This window comes from Ensifer sp. NM-2 (assembly GCF_003024455.1).
In the GTDB taxonomy this organism is placed as follows: domain Bacteria; phylum Pseudomonadota; class Alphaproteobacteria; order Rhizobiales; family Rhizobiaceae; genus Ensifer; species Ensifer canadensis.
On sequence record NZ_PVZR01000002.1, the window covers coordinates 457,266 to 479,952 of the forward strand.

Sequence of the window (22,687 nt, forward strand, 5' to 3'; positions counted from 1 at the left end):
ACGCGGGAAGCCCAGTCTTTTCGTCGTAAAGCGCTTGTGTTGGGCGACGGCTCAGCGGTCATCCGCATCGGATTTCGCCTTCTCGATATGAGTGAGGCATTGCCGCGAATTGTTGTCGGATTCATCCACCTCTCCGGCGGAAGGCAAAGGTCGCCATTACCAATAGTGTTGGATCAGAAATAGGTGGCCACTTTCAAGCGACAACTCAAGCGCGCGAACGAGCCGCGAACATCCACAGGACGAAGAGTGTCCACCTACCCCGAGATTAACCTGCTTGCAGTAGGAACAAATAGTGAAAGGCGATCACCTACCGCATAGCCGGCGGTCATTGAGGTTTGGAGCCGATGACCGCCGCCCAACGGCAGCGCTGATCAATAGTATGGCGACACGCACTCCTGGCGCGGCCCATAATACGGCTGGAAGGTATTGTCGTAGGCGCTGTATGAACGATAGCGGTCATAACACCATTCGACATGGGCTGAGGGCGCGTTCGAATAGGCTCGGCGGGGCGGCGACGCGATCGCACCACCGATAACGACGCCTGCTCCAAATGCAGCAAGAGGATACCACCAGCCGTCACTGTGCCGACGATACCCGTCCCGCCGGTAACGGTAGCCGTTATAGCCGTTATAGTAGCCGTATCGAGGCCCCGAATTGTAACGGTACCCGTTGTACCCGCGCGAATGCGGCGGGCCACCGTAGTGACCTGGCTTGTGGTGGATCAGTTCCACAGCTTGGGAGTTCGGCTGCGCTACTGACACAGGAGATACAGGCAGAGCCTGTGCCGGTACCGTCGTTAGGGCCGTGGCAACTGCGACGAACACCGCACCTATTCTTTTCATGACATCATCCGATCGTTCTTTACCGGATCATTTTCCGGCACCTGCCATGAACGCAGGATGAACGCGGGTGGTTTGGCACAGCATCGAGCGTTAAAGCTCCAGTCACCGGGCTCGCTGGATTTCATCCAGGAGCCATTCCTTGAACGCGCGAATCTTGCGGGAATTCTCCCGTTCCTCCGGATAGACAAGCCAAAGGCTGGTTCCGTTGCGGGCGATGACATTGAAAAGCTGCACCAAACGTCCGGCCTTGATGTCCGGCGCGAAGAAGGCTGGCGTAAGCAGTGCAACACCTTGTCCGGCGAGCGCGGCCTGGCTGACCACTATCTGCGTGTTGAAAAAGACCGCCGAGGATATTTTTGGCTCGGAATCCGCAAATCCTGCCGCCTTGAACCAAGCTCGCCACCAGTCATCATCTCTTAGCAACGGCAGCGTAAGGAGATCAGAAGGTGCCGATATGTTGCCAGCCCCTGCCAAGAAATCTGGGCTGCAGAATGGAGCGAACTCCTCGGCCATTAGCTCATGGGATATCAGACCTGGCCAGCGACCGTTACCCGCGCGAATACCGACATCGAACGGCTCGCGCGCAAAATCGACCACGCGGCTCATAACTTCCAGTCTCAATTCAAGATCGCGATGGGCGGTCTGGAACGCCCCGAGGCGCGGTGCCAGCCAATTGGTCGCGAAGGTGTGGATCGCGGTAATCGAGAGCAAGTTCTCGGATGTCCGTGGTATGGACACGCGAAAAGCATGTATGGGCCTGGCTATGTTCTTTAGCCTTTGAGGTCCAATATCCACGTATGGCAGAGGCAGCTTTCGTTCGACATGTTCATAGACACTGCTGGACAGGCAGACTCCGCCTGGTTCTGCCACTCCCTCCAGACGCACGGCGATGTTGACACCGTCTCCGAAGAGATTGCCGCCATCGGACAGGACGTCACCGAGATTGATGCCGATGCGAAATCTCATCTTGTTGTTCTCGGGAAGATCAAGAGAGCGCTCAGCCAGATCGTTCTGAATATCGACCGCAGCCCGCACTGCCTCGACCGCACTGGCGAATTCCGCCAGCACGCTGTCGCCTGCCCCTGCGAATATCCGACCGCGATGTTTGGAGACTAGCTCAGCGATAACAGCCTGGCAGATGCAGAACGCGGCGTGAGTCCGTTCCTCATCAACCTCCATAAGTCGGCTGTAGCCGACAACATCGGCAGCGAGGATAACGGTTAGGTGGCGCTCCATAGCGGGAATGAGGATACCGAACTACGAGGCGTAATGCCATTGCCCCGGCAATTCGCCAACGGCATAGATTTCACCTCCAACGCGATTGACGTGCTATTGTGCTGCGTGCGTCTACCGTCGACGTAGCGTTGAACCGTGGCGGCGACGGCCTCGAAATCATCGGCGGAGATGGTCTTGATGTTTTGCGCCACGACTGGCTCCCTTTTCTGCGCCACGGCTGGCGGCAGGACAGCCCGCGTTGGCCGAGATAGACGATTGTCCGTGGCTGTCGTAAACTGATTGATGACGGCAACGGTCCCTTCGGGAGCGAGCGAATGCCTATCTTCATGGACCGGCACGATCTTACGGGCGCCTCCGCTGCGGATGTCGCCGAAGCGCACCTTAAAGATCTCAGCATACAGGATCAGTATGGCGTCAAGTTCCTGACCTACTGGTTCGACCACCGGCGAGGAACGACCTTCTGTCTTATAGATGCACCGGACGCCGAAACCGCGCAGTGCGTCCACCGCGAGGCTCACGGGTTCGTGGCCGGCGAAGTCGTGGAGGTAGCGCTATCGGCTGTCGAGGCTTTTCTGGGCCGAATACAGGACCCGGAGGCTGCGGGGCTGTCCGCGAAGGAAATGGATGCCGGTCACCGGGCGATCCTTTTCACCGACATCGTTGGATCAACCGAAATGACATCACGGCTTGGCGATCGCATGGCAACTGAACTCGTGCGAGCTCATGACGCCCTCGTTCGTGGTTGCCTGAGCCAAACGGACGGCCGCGAGGTCAAGCACACCGGGGACGGAATCATGGCTGCGTTCCCCTCGACGGCATTTGCAGTCGATTGTGCGAGGGAGATCCAACGCGAGTTTCAGCGCTACAACGCGGGCAATGGCGAGCCCATTCACATTCGCATCGGGCTGGACTGCGGCGAACCTGTCGAGGACAGCAATGACCTTTTTGGCACCACGGTCCAGCTGGCAGCGAGGCTTTGCGCGGCCGCGCGAAGCGACCAGATCCTGATATCTGAAAACATATTCCGAGAATATGACAACGCGGCCGTCTTCACCCATGGCATGCGCCATCACCTGAAGGGATTTGCAAAGCCTGTCCTGGCCTATCAGTGCGAATGGCTAAATGCGTGAAAGCAGATAGCTTGAAGCCCTGGAACGGCGTCTTCTGGCCCGCAAAGCAGCTGAGGCGCCGACCTGCGCCGGGCCTCATCCCTGACGGATAAGCAGCGGGCTTACTTGCTGATCGTGATAATCCCAAAACTCCTTTTCGAACCGATCGACGATGCCCGATCTACTCTGCCCTGAAGCACGAATGGCCAGAAAGCCGGCATCGATAAAGATCGAAAAGGGGCGAACGGTCACACCTCTTCCGACGAATTCGCTGGCCGAGGTCGGATCGATGATCGCGATGCCGGCACCCTCAGCCACCAGCGCGAGGGCGGTGTGGGACAGCTTCGTTTCCAGCGTCGACAGCTTGGGAATTCCGGCAAGCGCCACTTCCACACGCATGGCGAAAATCGTACCGGGCTCAAGGCTGATCATTCGCTGTCCCTTGAGATCGTCCGGACAGATCACTTGCCTTGCACACAGTGCATGACCATCGGGAATGGCGACGACCCCGGGCAAGGGGCGGGTCTCGATGGTAAAGCCGGGTCGATCGAGCGGACCATCGGCATAGCCTATGTCGGCCTGGCCCGCAGCAACCGCTTCGATGACCATCGACGATGGAAGGCCGCTTAGCGAGGCGTGAAGGCTTGGCTTGTCGCGCAGGAACCGCGCGAGGAACCGCGGCAGGAAACCATTGCCAAGCGCCGGCATCGCCGCAATGCGCAGGGTCCCAGCCGACTGCCTTGCTATCTCTTCTGCGACGGCCGCGATCCGGTTCAGCCCGACGAAGGCCCGTTCGACTTCCTTCCACAGCGTGACGGCTTCCTGAGTGGGATTGATCTGATTGCCGCGGCGATCAAAGAGCCGAAGCTTCGTTGTGTATTCCAGATCGCGGATCAACCGGCTGACCGCCGGTTGAGTGATCGACATGAGCTCTGCCGCCGTCGTCATCTGGCCAGTGAGCATGACGGCCCTGAAAGCCTCGACCTGCCTGAGATTCACATCGGCCTCCATAACATTTGCTTATTCTCATGCCGAATTTTCGAATTTGACGTCATGGATCCCCCATGCAAATTTCGTTGTCAAGCGAGGGCACTCCATTGGCCGGCTGAGGACTTTAGACAGGGTCCGGCTGGCGGCGGCACCTTCTCATCACAATCGAAAACCTTAAGAACCGGCGCTCCATCGGGCGCCGAAACGATGACGCATGCAAACATGCGCAGGGAACCGAAAGGCTGAATTGGTGGGTTACTTGCAGCTCATGGGCTTTAGCCCCGAAGGGTGGGGATACGATATGCTGGCCGCGACCGGCATGACGGTCTCGGTCGCAATCAGCGGGTTTCTTGCCGGCGGCATCCTGGGATGCCTCGGCGCGGCGGCGACGTTCTCGCGGTTCGCCGCGCTGCGTTTCGTCGCTGCGTCCTATACGACCGTGCTTCGCGGCATTCCCGACCTGCTCGTCATCTACCTCTTCTATTTCGGTTCGAGCTCGGTTATCTCAACGGTAGCGGCGATGTTCGGCGCCCAGGGTTTCGTGGGCGCACCGGCCTTTCTGACCGGAACACTTGCGATTGGCGTCGTTTCCGGCGCCTACCAGACGCAAGTGCTGCGAGGAGCGGTTCTGGCCCTTTCCAAGGGCGAGATCGAGGCAGGCCGGGCCTATGGCATGCCGCCATTCCTGCTTTTTCGTCGCATCGTCCTGCCACAGGCCGCCCGTTTCGCGATACCCGGTATCGGCAATGTCTGGCAGCTGGTGCTGAAGGAATCCGCGCTGATTTCGGTGATCGGGCTGGTGGAACTGATGCGCCAGGCCCAGATCGGCGCCGGATCCACCCGCCAGCCGTTCAGCTTCTACCTGACGGCGGCAGCGCTCTATCTGACGATCACCTTTGTCTCCGGCCGCGGGTTCCGTATCGCGGAACAGCGTGCAATGCGCGGTGTGAGGAAAGCTGTGTGATGGCGCTCGACCTTTCTTTCCTCGCGGACACTTTCCTGGCGCTTCTGACAGGCATCCCGCTGGCGCTCCAACTCGCCGCAACGTCCATCATCGCCGGCGGCATCCTCGCCTTCGGCCTCGCACTGATGCGGATTTCGGGGAGATGGTGGCTCGATGGCCCGGCCCAGATCTACATCTTCATCTTCCGCGGAACCCCGCTCCTGGTGCAGATCTACATCATCTATTACGGCCTCAGCCAATTCGAGATACTTCGGCACAGCTTCGCGTGGCCGTTCTTGCGGGAGGCCTATTGGTGCGCCGTCATCGCGCTTGCGCTCAACACCGCTGCCTATAGCGCGGAAATCATCCGGGGCGGCCTGATCTCGGTTCCTGCCGGCCAGGTGGAGGCGGCGCGCGCCTGCGGGATGTCGAACACGGTGCTGTTCCGGCGCATCGTGCTTCCGCTCGCCCTGCGGCAGATGCTGCCCGCCTATAGCAACGAAATCATCCTGATGACGAAGTCGACGGCACTCGCCTCGACGATCACGCTGATGGAGATCACCGGCATCGCCGCCAAGCTCATCTCGGCAAGCTATCGCCCCGTCGAGGTCTTCATCTGCGCCGGCGCCATCTATCTCGCCATCAACTTCATCGTCGCACGGCTGTTCGCTGGCCTGGAATACGTCTCGACGCCGGAGCGACGGACCCCGTCCGCGATGGGTTGCGCCTCCGAAACACGGAAGGAATGTCATGTCTGACCATGGAAGTGTACCGGCAGTCGAACTATCGGGAATCCGTAAAAACTACGGCCCGCTGGAAGTTCTGCACGGCATCTCGCTCACTGCCAACGAGGGTGACGTGATCTCCATTCTGGGCTCATCGGGATCCGGAAAGTCGACCCTGCTTCGCTGCATCAACATGCTCGAAGTTCCCAACGCCGGCTCGGTCGCGATCCATGGTGAAACCATCCGGATCCATCAACGCCAAGATGTGACGCCGCGCCCGGAAGACAGCCAGCAGGTCAACCGTTTGCGGGCCAAGGCCGCGATGGTGTTCCAGTCCTTCAACCTCTGGTCCCATCTGACCATTCTCGAAAACCTGATCGAGGCCCCGGTGCACGTGCAAAAGCGGGACCGCAAGCAATGTCTGGCGGAGGCGGAAGCCCTGCTGGAGCGTGTCGGCATTGCCGACAAACGCCATCACTATCCCGTCCATCTCTCCGGCGGCCAGCAGCAGCGTGCGGCCATTGCCCGCGCATTGGCGATGCGACCGAGCGTCATGCTGTTCGACGAACCGACATCGGCGCTCGACCCCGAACTGGTCGGCGAAGTGCTGAAGGTCATGCGCGACCTGGCGGCGGAGGGACGGACCATGCTGATCGTCACCCATGAGATGGCGTTTGCCCGCGACGTGTCGACGCGCACGGTCTTTATCCATCAGGGCGTCATCGAAGAAGACGGCCCGCCATCTGAGGTCTTTTCGAACCCGCGTTCCGAGCGGTTCCGGCAGTTCATTTCACGGGAGGAAAGAGCCGCCGGCTAGAGCATTTCAGGAAAGGCGGCGGCAATGCCCGAGCGGATCTGCCGTCGACAGAAATACCAACCAGAAAACAGATAAGAGGTGAACTGATGAAAGTGCATACGATCCTGACAACTCTCCTTGTTGCGCTTGGCGGAACTGCCGCGGCCCAGGACAAGGTGCTGACGATCGCAACCGAGGGCGCCTATGCACCGTGGAACTTTTCCGGGCCCAACGGCACGCTCGACGGCTTCGAGATTGATCTCGCCAAGGTGCTTTGCGAGCGCATGAAGGTGAAGTGCGAGATCGTCGCCCAGAATTGGGACGGCATCATCCCGTCGCTGACGGCGAGGAAATACGACGCGATCATGGCCGGCATGAGCATCACGCCCAAGCGTGAGGAAGTGATCGCCTTTTCAACCCCCTATGCCGCGGGCATCAACGCGTTCGCCGTCGCCGCCGACAGCCCGCTTGCCGAAATGCCGGGCACGGGCGAGAGCTACTCGCTGGATAGCCAGGCGGACGAGGCCAAGGCTCATATCGACGAAATCGCCAAACTGCTCGACGGCAAGGCCGTGGGCGTACAGGGGTCGACGACGGCATCGGCATTCATGGAGAGCTATTTCAAGGATGCGGCCGACATCAAGGAATACAAGTCGACGGAAGAGCACAACTTCGACCTGGTGAACGGCCGGGTCGATGCCGTGCTCGCCAACGCGACGGTTCTTACGGAGTCGCTGGCAAAGCCGGACATGCAAGGTGCGAAGATATCCGGCCCCCTCTTTTCCGGTGGCATCTTCGGCTTCATCGCCGTCGGGTTGCGCAAGGAAGACACCGCACTGAAGATGCAATTCGACGAAGCGATCGAGGGCGCGCTTGCTGACGGGACCGTGAAGGAGCTGTCGATGAAGTGGTTCAAGATCGACATCACCCCCCGGCTCTGACGGACCCGAACCGGGTGCGGCGGCCTTAGCCGCACCCAACTCGCTGACAATATCGAGAATACTTCATGGCACTTCTGGATGAATGCGAGATGGCCGTCGTGGGCGGCGGCCTCGTCGGCGCAGCATTGGCCTGGGGCCTTGCGCGGTCCGGCACCCAAACCATGGTACTGGACGGTGAGGACCTGGATCTTAGAGCATCGCGCGCCAACTTTGCGCTGATCTGGGTGCAGGGCAAAGGTTTGGGCGCGCCGGATTATGCGCATTGGTCGAAGACTTCGGCCCAGCTCTGGCCCGAATTCGCGCAGACGCTTGCCGCCGATACCGGCATCGACGTGGCCTTGAGCCAGCGCGGTGGCTTTTCCTTCGCGCTGTCGGCTGAAGAACTCAGAGACTGGCGAATTGAGCTCGAAACCATCGCCGCGCAATCCATCGGAGAACCCGCCCCCTATGAAATACTCGAGCCGCAAGCCCTTCGTGCACGCCTTCCCCTGATCGGCCGGGATGTCGTCGGTGCGATCTATTCGCCGAGCGATGGCCATGTGAACTCGCTTCGGCTCTTTCGCGCCCTTCATGCGGCCATGAAACATCGTGGCGTCGACTATCGCGCCTATCGGCGCGTGGACCACATCGAACCGATAGTGGGAGGTTTTCGCCTGACGGGCGAATGGGGTGCCGTGCGCGCGCGCCGCATCATCCTTGCCGCTGGTGTGGACAATGAGCGCCTCGCACCAATGGTCGGCCTTCGCGCGCCGCTCAAGCGCAGCAAAGGCCAGATTCTGGTGACCGAGAAATGCGCGCCGTTTTTCAGCTTTGCATCGACGACCATCCGCCAGGCCGACGAAGGTGGCGTGATGATCGGTGACAGCGAAGAGTGCACGAGTTCTGCCTTAACCACCAATCAGGACATCACCGCCGTGCTGGCAAGCCGCGCGATCCGTGTTTTCCCGACGCTAGCCGACGCCAATGTCGTCAGAAGCTGGACCGGATTTCGCGTCAAGACCCAAGACGGCTTGCCGATCTACGAACAATCTTTGACCCATCCGGGTGCCTTCATCGCCATCTGCCATTCCGGCGTGACGCTTGCCGCCAATCATGCACTCGCCGTGGCCCCGCAAATCGCGGACGGCGCGCTCTCAAGCGCCCTGTCTCCCTTTCATTCGCGGAGGTTCGATGCTCCTAAGAACGTGTGAAATCACCAACAAACTATCCTTCACCTTCGACGGCGAGACACACTGGGCCGAGCGCGGCGACACGCTGGCACTTGCGCTCCTGGCAGCCGGCGTCGACGTCTTCCGCAAGAGCGCGGTCGGCGGCGTCCCGCGCGCGCCCTATTGCCTGATGGGCGTCTGCTTCGAGTGCCTGGTGACGGTCGACGGTGTGCAGAACCGGCAAAGCTGCCTGATTGAAGTGCGTGAAGGCATGGTCGTTGCCAGCCAACAGGGTGCACGCACTTTGACGGAAAGAGAGTACAAATGAACGCACATACCGTCACCCATGCCGAGCAGTTGGCCGCGCGGTATGACCTCGTGGTCGTCGGTGCCGGCCCCGGGGGTCTCTCGGCCGCGATAGAAGCCTCGACCGCCGGGGCTCGCATCCTTGTCGTTGACGAAAATCCCGGCCTCGGCGGGCAGATCTATCGCGCGATCACCCGCAACACCCCGGAGACGCAGCCGTTCCTCGGCGAGGACTACTGGAAGGGCCGCTCGATCACTGCGGCCTTCCTTGATGCGGCGGTGGATTACGCACCATCAACCACTGTCTGGGACCTTGAGCCGGCCGATGGAGCGGTGTCCTGCGATTACGCAGTGGTGGGTCTGACGATCGGCGGGACGACCCGCAGGATTGAGGCGCGAGCCGTCATCCTTGCAACCGGCGCCATGGAGCGGCCGATGCCGGTGCCGGGCTGGACGCTGCCCGGCGTGATGACCGCGGGTGCGGCGCAGATTGCACTCAAATCCATCGCGGGCATCCCGAAGGGCAGGACCGTTCTGGCCGGCTGCGGCCCGCTCCTCTATCTGCTCGCGGCGCAACTGCTTGATGCCGGCGCAGATATAACCGCTCTCGTAGACACCACCGACAAACGACAGCGGCTATCGGCGCTGCGCCATCTGCCGGACTTCCTGCGCTCACCCTATGTCGCAAAGGGACTGGCTCTTCTCATCAAGGTCCGCAGGCGCATACGGATTACCTCGAACGTCTCGCAGCTATCGATCATCGGCACCGAAAAAGCGCAAGGCGTGACCTTTCGCGCCGGCGAACGCCAGCAGACGATCGCCGCCGACTGCGTGCTCCTGCACCAGGGGGTCATTCCGAACATCAACCTTGCAAGCGCTGCCGGTTGCGCAATCGAATGGAACGATCGGCAGCGGGCCTTCCAGCCGCAGACGGATCGCCAGGGACGCACGACCGCCACGGGGATTTTCGTTGCCGGCGATGGCGCCTTCATCGGTGGGGCCCGGCATGCCGCGGTCAGCGGACGGATCGCAGCGCATGCCGCCCTGTCCGACCTTGGCCTGCGCATACAAAGCGGGGCAGACGACAGGGCCATTCAGCTGGAAGCGGAGCGTCAGACATATCTTCGCGGCAGAGACTTTCTCGATGTGTTTTATCGACCGGCGCAGCAATTTCGAGCACCGCAGGATGAAGCCACCATCGTCTGCCGCTGTGAAGAGGTGAGCGCCGCAGTGCTGCGCCAGGCGATCGCCCTTGGCCCACCGGGCCCAAACCAGCTCAAGACGTTCACGCGTTGCGGCATGGGGCCCTGTCAGGGGCGCCTCTGCGCCTCCACCGTCACGGAGATGATGGCGGCGGAACGAGGCGTCAGCCCAAGCGAGATCGGCACTTATCGCCTGCGCGCACCGGTCAAGCCGATTCGCCTTAGCGAACTCGCGGCCCTTCCCCAAACCCGAGATGCGGTGATCGGCGTAACCGGCCGCGTCCCCGAAGAACCGAGCACTTTACAAACAGAGAAAGGCAATGCCCCATGACCGAACGCTACCTCCCCACCCCGATCATGCATCGCGTCGTCGAGCACAATGGCATTGTGTTCGTCGGTGGGACGACCTGCGACAACGAAAGCCTCGACATGTCAGGACAGACCGAGGAGATCCTGGCGAGGATCGAGAGCTATCTGGCGCAAGCCGGGTCGGACAAGACAAAGCTGCTGTCGGCAACGATCTTCATCACCGACATGAACCTCAAGCCGGAGATGGATGCGGTCTGGAAGAAATGGCTGGCAGCGGAGACCTTCCCGGTACGAGCAACCGTCGGCGTCGCTGATCTCGGCGGCGACACCAAGATCGAGATCGTGGTGACGGCACATCGGTAATCCATCCGACCATCTTCAAACTCCGGGGGTCCGTCAAACCGATAAGACGGACCCGACGCCATGATGGCAATCATCGCAACGTGCCGGGCGGAAAGAACCGTTTTTCATCAAGAACAAAATCCGCCGGGACACGCGACTTCTCGTCAACGGCGATGCCACCTCGAGATCATCCGGCACAAGCAAACGGTTCAAGACTTGAGGCGCACGTCAGCAGTGTCTCCCTGATAACGATTGAGCCCGATATCCACCTGGGTCGCCCTGCGATGGATTTCCGCCATGACCGGCTCGAATATCTTGTTGCGGCGCTCGAGGTCGGCATGTTCGGCAAGGTAAGCCGGTACCAGCTCGGCAATCTCATCGAAGACGGCTTGTTCGTCGATCGTGGTCAGACGCCCATTCTGCACCACGATCCGGCCGGCGACCATCACGGTCTCGATCGAGGAGCCGTTTTCCGAGTAAACCAGATGCTTTGCGACGTCGTTGAGCGGCATGAAGGGATAGCTGCTGAGATCAAGGATCAGGAGATCTGCCGCCTTGCCAACCTCGATCGAGCCGGTCACCTGCTCCAGCAAGGCCGTCTTCGCACCGCCGATGGTCGCCATGGCGAGAATCTCGTCCGCCGCCACCCACCTCTCGTAGTCGGGCCCGGCGGCGCTGTGCACGAGGCCGGCGACGCGCATGACATCGAAGATGCGCGAGGTGTCGTTCGAAGAAACGCCGTCGGTACCAAGGCCAATCGTCACCCCGGCATCGAGCAGGCGGCGGATCGGAGCGATGCCGGCGCCGAGCTTCAGGTTCGAGACGGCATTGTGGGCGACCGAGACTCCGGCCTCGCCCATCAGCCGCATGTCCTCGTCGCTCACCCAGACTGAATGCGCGATCGTCGTGTTGCGTTTTAAAAGACCGAGATCCTGCATGTAGGCGATCAGGGATTTACCATGCAGCATGTGGCCGGTCACGGCTTGGGTCTTGGTTTCGAGAATATGCGTGTGGAACGGAACGTGCTTTTCGACCGCAAGATCCATGCACGCCGCCATGAGATCCGGCGAACAACGCTGCGGCGCGGAGGGGGCGATCATGAAATGCAGCCGGCCCGATTTGCCGTGCAGGCCGGCGAAGGCCGACCTGCAATAGTCGATATAGGCATTCGCCGTCAGCGGCGGGCCAAAATCGAGAAGGGCCCGCAACTCGGGCGGCATCACCTCGCGGGCAAAGGGCAGCGCATCGAGTGTGTGGACGTTCATCACGGCGCTCGAGACATTGGCGCGAATGCCGGCATCGTCATAGGCGCGAAAGACGGTTGAAAGGCGATCGAGATCATGCCGGGGCGGATCAAAGAAATCGTCGCAGAAGGTGGTGACGCCGTTGCGCAGCGATTCCATGGCCAAGAGCAGGCTGCGCAGATAAAGCAACCGTTCGCCGATCGGGTCGTTCATCAGCAGCGGATAGGCATAGAGCAGCCAGATTTCGAGCGGCATGCGCTCGTAGCGGCCCCGAAGGAAGGTCTCGCTGGAATGGGTGTGGGCATTCACAAGCCCGGGCATCACCAGCTTGCCCCGTCCCTCAATGATATGTGCGCCAGGGCCGGCCGAGAGGCCGTCACCGATGGCCTTGATGGTCTCGCCCTCAATCAGGACGTCGCCGGCAAATGGCGCTGCGCCATGGCTGCCATCCATCGCCACGATCGTCGCGTTGCGGATCAGGATTTCACTCATGGCAGGTTTTCCAGTGAATTCAGGAGAAGATCATAATAGGCGACTGGGTCGCCGTCCGTGACATAGAAGACATTCTTCGGCCGGTCGGTGATCTGCCACCAGTCGGCGACCGTCATGCCAGATGTCAGCGTGCCGTTGAGTTCGACGGAGACGTTGATCTGCCGTCCTGAAAACATCTGCGGCGCCAGCATGAAGGCCGGCACGCATGGCCCGTGCAGCGGCGCACCTTCCCAGCCGTATTTCCTGAGGTCGAAGGCTTCGGAGAATTCCAGCATTTCGGCCGTCGCCACGCCGCAGCGGTTTCCAAGTGCCCGCATGGCGCTCAAACGCTCCGGTGTCGAGCGCATCCTGTGCGTCACGTCGAGCGGCAGGAGCGTGGTCCTGATGCCGGCCCTCAGCACGATGTCAGCGGCCTCGGGATCGACATAGCAGTTGAACTCCGCCGTCGGCGTGATGTTGCCGACCTCGAAATAGGCGCCGAGCATCGCGACGACCTCGTGGATCTTGCCAGCAATGTCGGGCGCCTTGCGCAAGGCCATGGCGAGATTGGTCACCGGCGACAGCGAGCATATCGTGATCTCGCCGGGGTTGGCGCGGACGGTGTCGATAATGAAATCGACGCCGTGCTTTTCCTGCGGCCCGATCTTCGGCTGTGGCAAATCCGGGCCGTCAAGACCGGTCGGGCCATGGACGTGCTCGGCCATAACAAGCGGACGGATGATCGGATGCGGGCAACCGGAAAAGACGGGAATATCCGGCCGGCCGGCCAGTTCCATCAGCTTCAGGCAGTTGGCGATCGTGTGATCGAGGTTGATGTTGCCGGCCGTGGCGACCAGCCCGAGAACGTCGAAGGCCCGTCGCTGGCCGAGGATCATCAGGATGGCAGCCGCCTGGTCCTGACCAGGATCGGTGAGGATGATCAGCTTGCGTGTCATGCCGCCACCTTGCCGGGGGCGCCGCCATCGAGCCACGCGTAAAGCTCCCAGGTCTCGCCATCAGGCCCGTAGAAATAGAGGCACCGGGCGTTCCACGGGTAGTCGGCCGGGGGATTTATGAAGGTCACGCCGTCTTTTGCGAGATCCGCATAAAGGACATCGATATCCGCGGGACTGTCGAGCCGTACCGCCACGAGCACCGCCGATGCCGATCCCTTGGGCACGTGCACATCGGCATGGTTCTCGATATGCGACCGCTCCCACAGCGCGAGCGTCAGCCCCGCACCGGTGAAATCGGCAAAGCCGGGTGCGTGGTGCTTGAGTTCGAAGCCGAGCTTCTGCGTATAGAAGCGGATCGACGCCTCGAGGTCGGTGACCAGGATGCAGACATCCTGGATCGGATGGCGTTGCGCGAACGTCATGGTGCCTCCCTATTGATCCCTAAGTTCGGCGAAGGAGCTGGCGGCCTTCGCACCGCCGCGCAGCTTGCCGGAAAGCCAGACGCCGAAGACGGTCGCGAGATAGGGCAACGCCTGCAAGAGGTCGTGCGGGATCTTGTCGCCGAACATGAGCTGCGCCCGGATACCGAGCGCGCCGACGACGGCGAAGAAGAGCGCGGCGAAGGTGGCCCCCACCGGATGGGAAGCGCCGAAGATGACCGCGGCAAAAGCCATGAAGCCACGCCCCGCCGTCATGCCCTGGGCGAAGAATTGCAGGCTGCCAGCGGCAAGTTCGGCTCCACCGATGGCACACAGCACCCCGCCGATTGCCAGCGCCACCAAACGCATGCGCGAGGGATTGGCGCCGACGCTGCGGGCAGCGAAGGGATGCTCGCCACAGGCGGCGAGCCGGAGGCCGAAGCGCGTGCGGCGCAACAGTACCCACATGCCGAAGACGACGAAGGGCATGGCGGCGACCGCAATCGACAGCACGCCATAGGCGCCGAAGGCCGGCCCGAGCTTCGGAATGCCGAACGGTGCGGTCACGCTCGCCTGGCTTCCGAAGATCGACTGAACGGCGAGCGCCGTGCCACCGACACCAAGGCCCGTCAGGCCGAGGCCGGCGATGATCGGATTGGCCTTGAGCCTGTCGATGACGAACCAGAGGAGGACGGAGGCGAGCACGCAAATGAGGATGGCGATGAGCATGGCCGCGAGGATGGAGTTGGTCAGCATGATGCCGACGATCGTGGCGCAGGCACCGATGATCATCAGGCCCTCGAGACCGAGGTTCCACACCCCTGCCCGCTGCGCAATGACGCCGGCGAGGGTGACATAGATCAGCGGCGTACCGGAGCGCAGGATGGCGATGATGATCTCGTTCATGACGGGCGCCCTCCGAGACGCAGCACCTTGTCGACGAGCTTCGACCTTGCCGTGATGAACAGCGCGATCGCCGCATTGATGATGTCGATCGCGGCGGCCGGCAGCCCGGCCATGATCGGCAGATAAAGCGCCGCCGAGGCAAGGCCGCCGAAGAACACCGCGGCTGCCGCAGTGCCGACCACGGAGAGATTGGCGACGAGCGCGATCAGGATCGCCGTGAAGCCGTGGGCAGGCAGGAACCCGGATGCGATGCGGCCGTTCGGCCCCATGAACTCGATGGTTCCGGCAAGACCGGCCAGTGCGCCCGAGATGATGAAGCTCGAAAGACCCAGTTTCCACAGCCGCGCGCCCTGCCACTCCACCATCGTGCCGTTGCGGCCGGCAAGGCTCGCAAGAACCCCGAGGGCCGTGCGGTTGACCAGGAGCCACATCAAAATGCCGACGGCGGCGGCGATGGCGACGATGGTCGGGGACAGGCCGAGCGAGTCCGAGATGCGGTAGGCCGCGTCGAGCGGGCGGCTCGATGCCTGCTGGCCGGATCCCGAAGGATCCTTGAGCGGTCCCGAGGTGACATAGACCAGAAGCAGGCCGGCCATGAAGTTACCCATCAGCGTGGTGATCACCTCGTCCGTGCCAGACCGCAATCTCAAAAGCCCCGGCCAGAGAGCCCAGAGGGCGCCGCCCAGCATGCCGGCGATGATGAGCGCCGGGATGACGAGGAATGCCGGCCCGCCCTTCAACGCCTCGGCGGCGAAGGCGGCGCAGATCGCGCCGACATAGAACTGGCCCTGGGCGCCGATGTTAAAGAAACCCGCCCGGAAGGAAATCCCGACGCCCACGGCCGTGATGAACAGTGGCAACGCCCATCTGAGGCTCTGTTCGATCGCGCCGCTGCGCAGGAAGGCGCCGTCGACTACCGCCCAGAGCATGACCCCCGCGTTGTAGCCGGCAAACTGGAACACCAGCGCGCACAGGACGAGCGCGAAGGCCACGAAGATCAGGCTGCGGGCAACCGTGATGAGACTGTCTTTCATGCGCTTACCCTCGCAGCCGCATCGGTCATGGCTGCGCCCACCGACGCGATGTCGAAGGGCGCGCGGAATTCGCCGTTCACACGCCCCGACAGCATCACCACCACACGGTCGGAGATGTCGAACAGCTCGTCGAGGTCAGATGAAATCAAGAGGATGGCAGCGCCGCGATCGCGCGCCTGCCGGAGCGCCTGCCACACGAAGGCGGTGGCACCGATGTCGAGACCACGCGTCGGCTGAGCCGCGATGATCAGCCTGGCATCGCGATCGACCTCGCGCGCAAGGATCACCTTCTGGGCATTGCCGCCCGACAAGGAGCCCGCCTTCTGCGCTGAATTGTGGTAGTGAACGCTCCATTCCCTAAGCGACCGGTCGCAGGCTTCGCGCACCGCCGAGGGGCGGATCACCTTGAGCAGGCTTCCCTGCAGCAACTCCCTTGCGCTCCAGTTCTGCCAGAGCGAACTCGTGAGGCTGAGGCCTTCGACGTTGCGCTCGAAGGGAATGATCCTAAGACCAATCGCGCGACGGGCGGCGAGCGGTTTGCCGGTCACGTCATGGCCTGCAAGCACGATCGATCCGCCGGCAAGATCGGCAAGGGCGGAAATCGCTCGCACCAGTGTCTTCTGTCCGTTACCCTCCACGCCGGCTATGCCGACGATTTCGCCTGGGCGAATGTCCAGATCGATGCCATCGAGCGCGATGCCCTCACTGTCCGGCCGTGTCGAGACGGTCTTCATGGACAGCACGCTCGGACCTCTAGCGTTCTCCGGATGACCTGCGCCCTCGCCTGCGGGCGATTTCGACCCGACCAGCGCGTCACGCTCATGCCGGTCGAGCGTCTTGGCAATCGCATCACCGACGATCAGGTTGGCGAGCCTCTCGGCCGAAACCTCGGCGATCGGAAGCGGTCCCTCGACCTTTCGGCCGCCGCGCAACACCGTTACCGTGTCGGCGATGCCGAGCACCTCACGGATCTTGTGCAGGATGAGGATGACGGTAACGCCGCGCTCCTTGAGACGACGGACGCGAGCAAACAGCATGTCTATGCCGGAAGGTGAGAGCACGGCGGTCGGCTCATCGAGAATGAGCACGCGCGCATCCATGACAAGCGCCCTTGCGATCTCGATGCCCTGCTGGGTCTCGATCGGCAGGTCGCGGATCCGCCTGTTCAAATCAACTTGGACGTCGAGACCGGCGAGATGCGTCCGCCATTTTTCCGCAAGCCCCTTGCGAGTGTAGATGCCACCTTTGCCCGTGGCGCCGAACTCCATGGTCTCGGCAACGGTAAAGGATGGCGGCAGGGCGAAGCTCTGGTGAACCAGCTCCACGCCGGCAGCCCGGCTGTCGCGGACCTGACCGGTGCGGATCTCGTGGCCCATCACGTCGACGGCGCCGGCGGTCGGCTGAACAAGCCCCGCAGCGACGCGGGCGAAAGTTGTCTTGCCGGCGCCGTTCTGGCCCACGACCGCATGGATCTGGCCGGGAACAAACGAAACGGTAACGTCCGACAGTGCAGTCACGTCTCCGAATTTCACGGTGACATCCCGGCACTCCAGCGCAGGCTTCGGAAGGTTGGACATCAAAAGGTTCCCATCGAGAGCGAAGGCTCACGGACCGTCAACAGGAAGGAAGACGATCCGCGAGCGTCCGGCGGCCCTCCCCGAAGGCAAAGGCCGATGCCGGTTTTTCGTCAAGGCTCCGGTGCCGACCCTGCGGCCGGCGCCGGAGGCTCAGAGTGTGGTGTTGAATGGAACCTTGATGGAGCCATCAAGAATACCGGCACGCGCCTTTTCGACCTCGACAAGCGCTTCCTTCGCCCTGGCATTCAGCTCAGCCGACCCCTGTTCCGCGAAGACCGGCGAGGGAATGAAGTCGATGACGCCGGTGCCAAGGCCCGTATGCTCGTGCGTGCCGCCCTTCCATTCAGGACCGACGGCCTTCGTTGCCTCGTTGTAGAGCGAGACGCCGAAATCGAGGCCGACGATGGAGATAAGCGACTTCGGACCGAGTGCGTACTGTCCCGGAGCAAGGCAGCTCACCATGCGGCCTTCCTTTTCGTTGGCTGCGGCGATAATGCCGCCGTCGGTGGCCGCCGCGTCCGTCTGAATGTAGTCGATGCCGTCATTGTACATCTGGGTAGCGATTTCCTGGCCCTTTGCAGGATCCTGGAACGAGCCGGCAAAAGCGGCGATGACGCTGGCGTCCGGCTTGATCGAGTGGACGCCGGCCTTGAACGCGTTGAAATCGGCGTTGAGCGGCGGGATCGAAACGCCTCCAATGAAGCCGGTCTTGCCCGTCGTTGTCATCTTGGCCGCAAAGACGCCAGAGAGATAGCAGCCGAGATAGTAGTCGTAGGACACCGTGACTACGTTCGGGATCGCCGGCTCGAAGGGGTCGGCGAACAGCTGGATCCATTTGGTACCGGGATAGGACGGCGCCAGCGCCTTGAAGGGCTCGGCCACTTCGTTGAAGGTGGAGATGATGATCGCAGCACCTGCGTCGCCGAGCGTGCGGTAGATGGTCTCGTAGGTCGCGGGGTCCTGCGCGTAGACGGCGCGGTATTCAAAACCCTTCTCTTCCGACAGCTGCTTGAGCTTGGCGATCATCTGATCGACCGGGCCGTTGTCGCCGGCGGCCTGCGTGTGGACCAGTGCGACCAGCCCGCCGGACGCCATGGCAAATTCCGGCACGATGCTGGCGGCAAGACCGAGCGCTGCGGCGCCCGCGCTCGCCTGCAGGAATGTGCGGCGATGCATTATGTGTTGTGAAACCTTGTCAGTCATGATCGTTCCCTCTTTTGTTGATTGGCTTGTGTCATGCGCATTCCGACACGCGCGGGCAATGCCGGCGCGTGCCTGATCGTCTCAAAGCGGCGGTGAATAGGATGCAGGGTTCATGATCATCACCTCCTGCTTCTGGATCGCATCGAGCGCCCAGACCTCGGAGATGAATTTTTGCCAATCCGGATCGGCGTACATGGCCGACCGGCGCGCCTCGCGATCCGCAAGGCTGTCGTAGGCCCACATCAGAACGGTGGTGTGAAGCGTACCGAGTTCCGAAACGTAGAGGCCGACGAACGTGTTGAGATGGCGTTTCTGCACCGGGAGGCCGTCGGCCTCGTATTTCTTCATCCACTTGTCGACCGTGCCTGGTTTGAACGTATAGGTGCGGTGTTCGAGGATCATCGGATCACTCCCTTAGCTGTTCAGGATCAATTCGGCGCATTTCTCGCCGATCATGATGGCGGGCGCGTTGGTGTTGCCGCTCGAGATGATCGGCATGATCGAGGCGTCGGCGACACGCAGACCCCCGATGCCGTGCACCTTGAGCTGCGCATCCACCACCGCCATCGGATCGTTGCCCATCTTGGCGGTGCCAACAGGATGGAACGTCGTCATGGCCGTTGCGCGCAGCCAGCGGGTCAGCCCGGCATCGTCGAGCGCTTCCGGCCCGGGCGCCAGTTCCTTGCCGCGAAAGCGGTCGAATGCCTTCTGGCCGACGATGTCGCGCGTCAGCCGGATGCCGTCAATCATCGTGCGGATGTCAAAATCGGACTGCAGGTAGTTCGCCTGGATCTTCGGCTTGTCGGTCGGGTTCGCCGACCGCAGCGTAATTTCGCCGCGGCTCGCCGGATTGACGGGTCCAACCCGGATCGTGAAGCCGTGATCGGCCTCCACCGCCCGCTTCTTGGCAAAGGGATTGGGGAAATGCAGGTTGGCGGTCTTTTCCAGCGCTGGCATGAAATGCAGCTGGATGTCGGGCGAGACGAGGCCCTCGTTCGAGCGAATGAAGGCACCCGCCTCGTAGGGAAACGTCGTCGTGACGCCCTCGCCAAACAGCATCCCTTGTGCGACGGCGGGAATGAGCTTGTCGGCGCGCAGGTCGCCGAACAGCGTCACCGGCTCGCGGCATTCCCAGCTCATGACGCAGTCGACGTGGTCCTGGAGGTTCTTGCCGACACCGGGAAGATCGAGCGTCGGCTTGATGCCGAGCGCACTCAGTTCGTCTGCCGGCCCGATGCCGGAAAGCAGCAGCGCCTTGGGCGAATTGACCACGCCTGCCGACAGGATGACTTCGCGCCCGGCACGCGCGATGCCCGGCCTGCCATCCTTCAAATATCCGACGCCGCATGCTCGGCCACCCTCGATGAGGACACGCGTCGTTTCGGCGCCCGTCAGCACGGTAAGGTTCTTTCGTCCGAGCGCCGGGCGCAGAAATGCCCAGGATGTGGACCAGCGCTTGCCCTTGCGAATGGTGAAATCGTAGCGGCCGAACCCTTCCTGGGTGGCGCCGTTGAAGTCGTCATTCTCTGGATAGCCGGCCTGCAGGCCCGCCTCGCAGAACACGTCCATCAGCGGATTGTGGCCACGGGCACGGCAGACGGTGAGTTCGCCGTCCGTGCTGTGAAACGCGTCATCGCGCTCGATGTGCGTCTCAGAGCGCCGGAAAGCCGGCAGCACGTCTTCATAGGACCAGCCGGGTGAACCGAGCTGCGCCCAGCGATCATAGTCGTGGCGATTGCCGCGCACGTAGATCATGCCGTTGATGGTCGAGGTCCCGCCGAGAACCTTGCCGCGCGGCCAATAGAGGGAGCGGCCGTTGAGATAGGGCTCCGGTTCCGTATGATAGTGCCAGTTGTAGATGCCCGAATGGAAGAGCTTGCCCATCAGCATCGGTAACCGAAAAAGCGGATTGCGGTCCTTGCCACCAGCCTCGATCAAAAGCACGCGGTTGGCCGGGTTCTTCGACAGGCGGTTCGCAAGAACGCAACCGGCCGAACCCGCGCCAACGATGATAAAGTCATATTCCGGGGTAGACGCCATGGTTCACCATGCGATGGGACGGCCGCCCATCGCCTCCAGATAGAGATTGCAGAGAAGGAAGGGATTCTCCCGGCCAAGCACCTTGTCGGCGAAAGCGGGATGCTCTCGTTCGATGCAGGCGACATTGCCGGTGCGGCCCTCGCGAATGCCGGTTTGGGCGAAGATATCGGCCGCAGCCGCACCGAAACCGAGAAAAACGATCGGCTCGCCCCGCGCCAGAAGCATTTCGACCACACGCAGCATCAAGGGCCGCCAGAACGGAAGATGTCCGCGCGACTGATGCGGATCGATATCGACGCGAAAGCGGGAAAGCGTCAGGGATGCGTTGAGCAGCAGCACGCCCTCGCCCACCCAGCGGTCGGCGATTGCGTCTGGCGCCTCGAACGCGCCGGCGGGGTCGCACAACAGGCGCCGCACATCGGGCCAGCGACCGAAGTCTTCGCTAAGGCTCTCGTCACCGAGCCGCGCGGCCGCGATGAGCTGCATATAGGCGCGGATGCTCTTCGAGAACATCTTGTCCAGCTCGACCCACGCGGCAAGATTGCCGGCCTCGAAGGCTCGGCCCGTTGCGAAACCTGGCTCCGGATAGGGATCCTGACCGAGGATCATGCAGCGCACGCCGTCGGGAGCGATCCCATCGAAGGCCGCAAGAGCATGCGCACCCTTCGGTTGCCCGGGAAAGGTCTTGCCGCGACGCGCGGGAAAAATCGGCTCCCAGGATTCGAAATCGAGACCGGCATCGACCCGATCGAAATCATCGCCGATGGGTCCGAGCGCATCCTGCCAGACATCAGGCAGATCGGCCTCCCAGCCGGCCAGCGTTTCCGCCATCGCCTCTCTCAGTCGTCCCGGCATCACACCGCCCCTCCAACCTGCTGAACGAGAGACTAGACAAAAGCTGACCAAAGTGTCAACTTTCATGAACGCAAAAAATGACTAGGTCGTCAGGTTTTTTTGACCAGATCGTCAACTTTTTCTTGCAAAGGGCGATGCGCTTGCATTTTGCCGGAAAACTCGGAAATTGCGGAAACGGTCTCGCCGCCACGCATGATTGTCTGGTAGGGAGCGGCGGCGAGATGGAGGCGAGATCGCATGGCAAGGGCAGCACGAGATCCGGAGGAGCGTATCCGCGCACGCAATATGCGCCTCATCATCAAGGCCGGGATCGAGATATTCGCGCGTAAGGGCTTCGACGGCACACGCATCGCCGAGATCGCCGAGGCCTCGGGCCTGCCCAAGGCCAACGTCTATTACTACTTCTCCTCCAAGGAGGAGATCTACAAGGCCATCGTTACACACCTAATCGCCAGCTGGGACGACGCGCTGAAATACATCTCGCCCGAGCGCGAGCCAGCTGACGCCTTCCGCCTCTACATCAAGGCCAAGCTCGATTACACGCGTAAGAACACTGCGGAATCCCGGCTCTTTGCCAGCGAGATCATCCAGGGCGCCCGGTTTCTGAAGAAGAAGGATCGCGACCACATGCGTCAGGTCACGGATGCGCACGTGGCAGTCGTCGAGGGATGGATTGCGGCAGGAAAGATGCTTCCGGTCGATCCGCGCCACTTGTTCATCATGCTTTGGGCATCAACCCAATTCTACGCGGATTTCGAGCCCATCGCAGCCGACGGACTGAAGAAGGCGCGTTTGAAGGCAGAGGATTATGACACGGCGGCGACGACGATTACCGAGACGATCCTCAAGGGCATTCTTCCGGCCCCGGCGCAACGTTCATGAATAGATCTAACATGAGCGGGCCTCAAACTTGATTGCTCTCGAAAGAATTCAAACCGTCGGCACCCGCCATGTCACGCTACGGACATTAGGTCCTGTTGACAAAGTGCTGCTGCCAATGCGAATCCTGCCGTCAGGGGGACGTCATGGCGATACTTAGGATTTATGATCTCAAAGAGAATGTCCTCGCGCTTGATCTCAGAGACTTACTGCG

Annotated in this window: 23 protein-coding genes; 10 read left to right on the forward strand and 13 right to left on the reverse strand. The window is 61.7% G+C overall.

Translation table 11 applies throughout. From position 1 onward, the window contains the following. Positions 1 to 371 precede the first annotated feature (371 nt). Complete coding sequence (locus tag C6558_RS07235) at positions 372 to 842, reverse strand: BA14K family protein (protein ID WP_082557384.1); 471 nt, start codon at positions 840 to 842, stop codon at positions 372 to 374. A 102-nt stretch (positions 843 to 944) separates the two neighbouring features. Beyond that, entirely contained in the window at positions 945 to 1,910 is a 966-nt protein-coding gene (locus tag C6558_RS07240; protein ID WP_371412239.1) for a LysR substrate-binding domain-containing protein, read from the reverse strand. A 482-nt stretch (positions 1,911 to 2,392) separates the two neighbouring features. Between C6558_RS07240 and C6558_RS07245 the strand changes: the two genes are divergently transcribed. After that, a complete protein-coding gene (locus C6558_RS07245; RefSeq protein ID WP_107027091.1) occupies positions 2,393 to 3,208 on the forward strand; it encodes a nickel-binding protein in 816 nt (271 codons plus the stop codon). 75 nt (positions 3,209 to 3,283) lie between these two features. On the opposite strand, the gene C6558_RS07250 is transcribed toward C6558_RS07245, so the two are convergent. Further along, on the reverse strand, positions 3,284 to 4,186 hold the full coding sequence (locus C6558_RS07250) for a LysR substrate-binding domain-containing protein (protein WP_025430477.1): 903 nt from the start codon (positions 4,184 to 4,186) through the stop codon (positions 3,284 to 3,286). 259 nt (positions 4,187 to 4,445) lie between these two features. Here C6558_RS07250 and C6558_RS07255 point away from each other — a divergent pair, with 259 nt between their 5' ends. From C6558_RS07255 to C6558_RS07290, 8 genes are all read left to right on the forward strand, one after another. After that, complete coding sequence (locus tag C6558_RS07255) at positions 4,446 to 5,141, forward strand: ABC transporter permease (RefSeq protein ID WP_057206947.1); 696 nt, start codon at positions 4,446 to 4,448, stop codon at positions 5,139 to 5,141. Continuing rightward, the gene (locus C6558_RS07260) at positions 5,141 to 5,878 is read left to right on the forward strand and encodes an ABC transporter permease (protein WP_107027092.1); all 738 of its coding nucleotides are present in this window, start codon (positions 5,141 to 5,143) and stop codon (positions 5,876 to 5,878) included. Before C6558_RS07255 ends, C6558_RS07260 begins: the two co-directional genes overlap by 1 nt. Continuing rightward, on the forward strand, positions 5,871 to 6,662 hold the full coding sequence (locus C6558_RS07265; protein WP_107027093.1) for an ABC transporter ATP-binding protein: 792 nt from the start codon (positions 5,871 to 5,873) through the stop codon (positions 6,660 to 6,662). Before C6558_RS07260 ends, C6558_RS07265 begins: the two co-directional genes overlap by 8 nt. Positions 6,663 to 6,748: 86 nt before the next feature. Beyond that, complete coding sequence (locus C6558_RS07270; RefSeq protein WP_057226091.1) at positions 6,749 to 7,582, forward strand: lysine/arginine/ornithine ABC transporter substrate-binding protein; 834 nt, start codon at positions 6,749 to 6,751, stop codon at positions 7,580 to 7,582. A 65-nt stretch (positions 7,583 to 7,647) separates the two neighbouring features. After that, positions 7,648 to 8,772, forward strand: a complete 1,125-nt coding sequence (locus tag C6558_RS07275; protein ID WP_107027094.1) for an FAD-binding oxidoreductase — start codon at positions 7,648 to 7,650, stop codon at positions 8,770 to 8,772. Continuing rightward, on the forward strand, positions 8,753 to 9,058 hold the full coding sequence (locus tag C6558_RS07280) for a (2Fe-2S)-binding protein (RefSeq protein ID WP_107027131.1): 306 nt from the start codon (positions 8,753 to 8,755) through the stop codon (positions 9,056 to 9,058). Before C6558_RS07275 ends, C6558_RS07280 begins: the two co-directional genes overlap by 20 nt. Next, positions 9,055 to 10,569 carry an NAD(P)/FAD-dependent oxidoreductase gene (locus C6558_RS07285; protein WP_107027095.1) on the forward strand — a complete coding sequence of 505 codons (1,515 nt, stop codon included), beginning with the start codon at positions 9,055 to 9,057 and terminating at the stop codon, positions 10,567 to 10,569. The genes C6558_RS07280 and C6558_RS07285 overlap by 4 nt, the downstream gene beginning before the upstream one ends. Next, positions 10,566 to 10,910, forward strand: coding sequence for a RidA family protein (locus C6558_RS07290; protein ID WP_107027096.1), 345 nt, complete (start codon positions 10,566 to 10,568; stop codon positions 10,908 to 10,910). The genes C6558_RS07285 and C6558_RS07290 overlap by 4 nt, the downstream gene beginning before the upstream one ends. A gap of 188 nt (positions 10,911 to 11,098) precedes the next feature. Here C6558_RS07290 and C6558_RS07295 read toward each other — a convergent pair whose 3' ends face one another. The 10 genes from C6558_RS07295 to C6558_RS07340 all read right to left on the reverse strand — a co-directional run bounded on the left by C6558_RS07295 (position 11,099) and on the right by C6558_RS07340 (position 21,570). Further along, entirely contained in the window at positions 11,099 to 12,625 is a 1,527-nt protein-coding gene (locus C6558_RS07295; RefSeq protein WP_107027097.1) for an amidohydrolase family protein, read from the reverse strand. Continuing rightward, entirely contained in the window at positions 12,622 to 13,560 is a 939-nt protein-coding gene (locus C6558_RS07300; protein WP_107027098.1) for a nucleoside hydrolase, read from the reverse strand. Before C6558_RS07300 ends, C6558_RS07295 begins: the two co-directional genes overlap by 4 nt. After that, positions 13,557 to 13,982: a VOC family protein gene (locus C6558_RS07305; protein ID WP_107027099.1), complete on the reverse strand. Its 426-nt coding sequence runs from the start codon at positions 13,980 to 13,982 to the stop codon at positions 13,557 to 13,559. The genes C6558_RS07300 and C6558_RS07305 overlap by 4 nt, the downstream gene beginning before the upstream one ends. A 9-nt stretch (positions 13,983 to 13,991) precedes the next feature. Continuing rightward, positions 13,992 to 14,885, reverse strand: a complete 894-nt coding sequence (locus C6558_RS07310; protein ID WP_107027100.1) for an ABC transporter permease — start codon at positions 14,883 to 14,885, stop codon at positions 13,992 to 13,994. Then, positions 14,882 to 15,919, reverse strand: a complete 1,038-nt coding sequence (locus C6558_RS07315) for an ABC transporter permease (RefSeq protein ID WP_107027101.1) — start codon at positions 15,917 to 15,919, stop codon at positions 14,882 to 14,884. Before C6558_RS07315 ends, C6558_RS07310 begins: the two co-directional genes overlap by 4 nt. Beyond that, positions 15,916 to 17,496: an ABC transporter ATP-binding protein gene (locus tag C6558_RS07320; protein ID WP_107027102.1), complete on the reverse strand. Its 1,581-nt coding sequence runs from the start codon at positions 17,494 to 17,496 to the stop codon at positions 15,916 to 15,918. The genes C6558_RS07315 and C6558_RS07320 overlap by 4 nt, the downstream gene beginning before the upstream one ends. A gap of 150 nt (positions 17,497 to 17,646) precedes the next feature. Next, positions 17,647 to 18,672, reverse strand: coding sequence for a BMP family ABC transporter substrate-binding protein (locus tag C6558_RS07325; protein WP_057216648.1), 1,026 nt, complete (start codon positions 18,670 to 18,672; stop codon positions 17,647 to 17,649). A gap of 108 nt (positions 18,673 to 18,780) precedes the next feature. Beyond that, positions 18,781 to 19,101, reverse strand: coding sequence for an NIPSNAP family protein (locus C6558_RS07330; protein WP_057216645.1), 321 nt, complete (start codon positions 19,099 to 19,101; stop codon positions 18,781 to 18,783). A gap of 12 nt (positions 19,102 to 19,113) precedes the next feature. Beyond that, positions 19,114 to 20,739 carry a GMC family oxidoreductase gene (locus C6558_RS07335; RefSeq protein ID WP_057206916.1) on the reverse strand — a complete coding sequence of 542 codons (1,626 nt, stop codon included), beginning with the start codon at positions 20,737 to 20,739 and terminating at the stop codon, positions 19,114 to 19,116. A 3-nt stretch (positions 20,740 to 20,742) separates the two neighbouring features. After that, positions 20,743 to 21,570, reverse strand: coding sequence for a uracil-DNA glycosylase (locus C6558_RS07340; RefSeq protein ID WP_057216638.1), 828 nt, complete (start codon positions 21,568 to 21,570; stop codon positions 20,743 to 20,745). Positions 21,571 to 21,831: 261 nt separating this feature from the next. Between C6558_RS07340 and C6558_RS07345 the strand changes: the two genes are divergently transcribed. Beyond that, complete coding sequence (locus tag C6558_RS07345) at positions 21,832 to 22,476, forward strand: TetR family transcriptional regulator C-terminal domain-containing protein (RefSeq protein ID WP_057221188.1); 645 nt, start codon at positions 21,832 to 21,834, stop codon at positions 22,474 to 22,476. The last annotated feature ends 211 nt before the right edge of the window (positions 22,477 to 22,687 follow it).

What these genes read in the sequence shown, in the direction of transcription:
- C6558_RS07235 (WP_082557384.1), bottom strand. Translation starts at nt 842, where the DNA reads ATGAAAAGAATAGGTGCGGTGTTCGTCGCAGTTGCCACGGCCCTAACG.
- C6558_RS07245 (WP_107027091.1), top strand. Translation starts at nt 2,393, where the DNA reads ATGCCTATCTTCATGGACCGGCACGATCTTACGGGCGCCTCCGCTGCG.
- C6558_RS07255 (WP_057206947.1), top strand. Translation starts at nt 4,446, where the DNA reads ATGGGCTTTAGCCCCGAAGGGTGGGGATACGATATGCTGGCCGCGACC.
- C6558_RS07260 (WP_107027092.1), top strand. Translation starts at nt 5,141, where the DNA reads ATGGCGCTCGACCTTTCTTTCCTCGCGGACACTTTCCTGGCGCTTCTG.
- C6558_RS07265 (WP_107027093.1), top strand. Translation starts at nt 5,871, where the DNA reads ATGTCTGACCATGGAAGTGTACCGGCAGTCGAACTATCGGGAATCCGT.
- C6558_RS07270 (WP_057226091.1), top strand. Translation starts at nt 6,749, where the DNA reads ATGAAAGTGCATACGATCCTGACAACTCTCCTTGTTGCGCTTGGCGGA.
- C6558_RS07275 (WP_107027094.1), top strand. Translation starts at nt 7,648, where the DNA reads ATGGCACTTCTGGATGAATGCGAGATGGCCGTCGTGGGCGGCGGCCTC.
- C6558_RS07280 (WP_107027131.1), top strand. Translation starts at nt 8,753, where the DNA reads ATGCTCCTAAGAACGTGTGAAATCACCAACAAACTATCCTTCACCTTC.
- C6558_RS07285 (WP_107027095.1), top strand. Translation starts at nt 9,055, where the DNA reads ATGAACGCACATACCGTCACCCATGCCGAGCAGTTGGCCGCGCGGTAT.
- C6558_RS07290 (WP_107027096.1), top strand. Translation starts at nt 10,566, where the DNA reads ATGACCGAACGCTACCTCCCCACCCCGATCATGCATCGCGTCGTCGAG.
- C6558_RS07295 (WP_107027097.1), bottom strand. Translation starts at nt 12,625, where the DNA reads ATGAGTGAAATCCTGATCCGCAACGCGACGATCGTGGCGATGGATGGC.
- C6558_RS07300 (WP_107027098.1), bottom strand. Translation starts at nt 13,560, where the DNA reads ATGACACGCAAGCTGATCATCCTCACCGATCCTGGTCAGGACCAGGCG.
- C6558_RS07305 (WP_107027099.1), bottom strand. Translation starts at nt 13,982, where the DNA reads ATGACGTTCGCGCAACGCCATCCGATCCAGGATGTCTGCATCCTGGTC.
- C6558_RS07310 (WP_107027100.1), bottom strand. Translation starts at nt 14,885, where the DNA reads ATGAACGAGATCATCATCGCCATCCTGCGCTCCGGTACGCCGCTGATC.
- C6558_RS07315 (WP_107027101.1), bottom strand. Translation starts at nt 15,919, where the DNA reads ATGAAAGACAGTCTCATCACGGTTGCCCGCAGCCTGATCTTCGTGGCC.
- C6558_RS07320 (WP_107027102.1), bottom strand. Translation starts at nt 17,496, where the DNA reads ATGTCCAACCTTCCGAAGCCTGCGCTGGAGTGCCGGGATGTCACCGTG.
- C6558_RS07325 (WP_057216648.1), bottom strand. Translation starts at nt 18,672, where the DNA reads ATGCATCGCCGCACATTCCTGCAGGCGAGCGCGGGCGCCGCAGCGCTC.
- C6558_RS07330 (WP_057216645.1), bottom strand. Translation starts at nt 19,101, where the DNA reads ATGATCCTCGAACACCGCACCTATACGTTCAAACCAGGCACGGTCGAC.
- C6558_RS07335 (WP_057206916.1), bottom strand. Translation starts at nt 20,739, where the DNA reads ATGGCGTCTACCCCGGAATATGACTTTATCATCGTTGGCGCGGGTTCG.
- C6558_RS07340 (WP_057216638.1), bottom strand. Translation starts at nt 21,570, where the DNA reads ATGGCGGAAACGCTGGCCGGCTGGGAGGCCGATCTGCCTGATGTCTGG.
- C6558_RS07345 (WP_057221188.1), top strand. Translation starts at nt 21,832, where the DNA reads ATGGCAAGGGCAGCACGAGATCCGGAGGAGCGTATCCGCGCACGCAAT.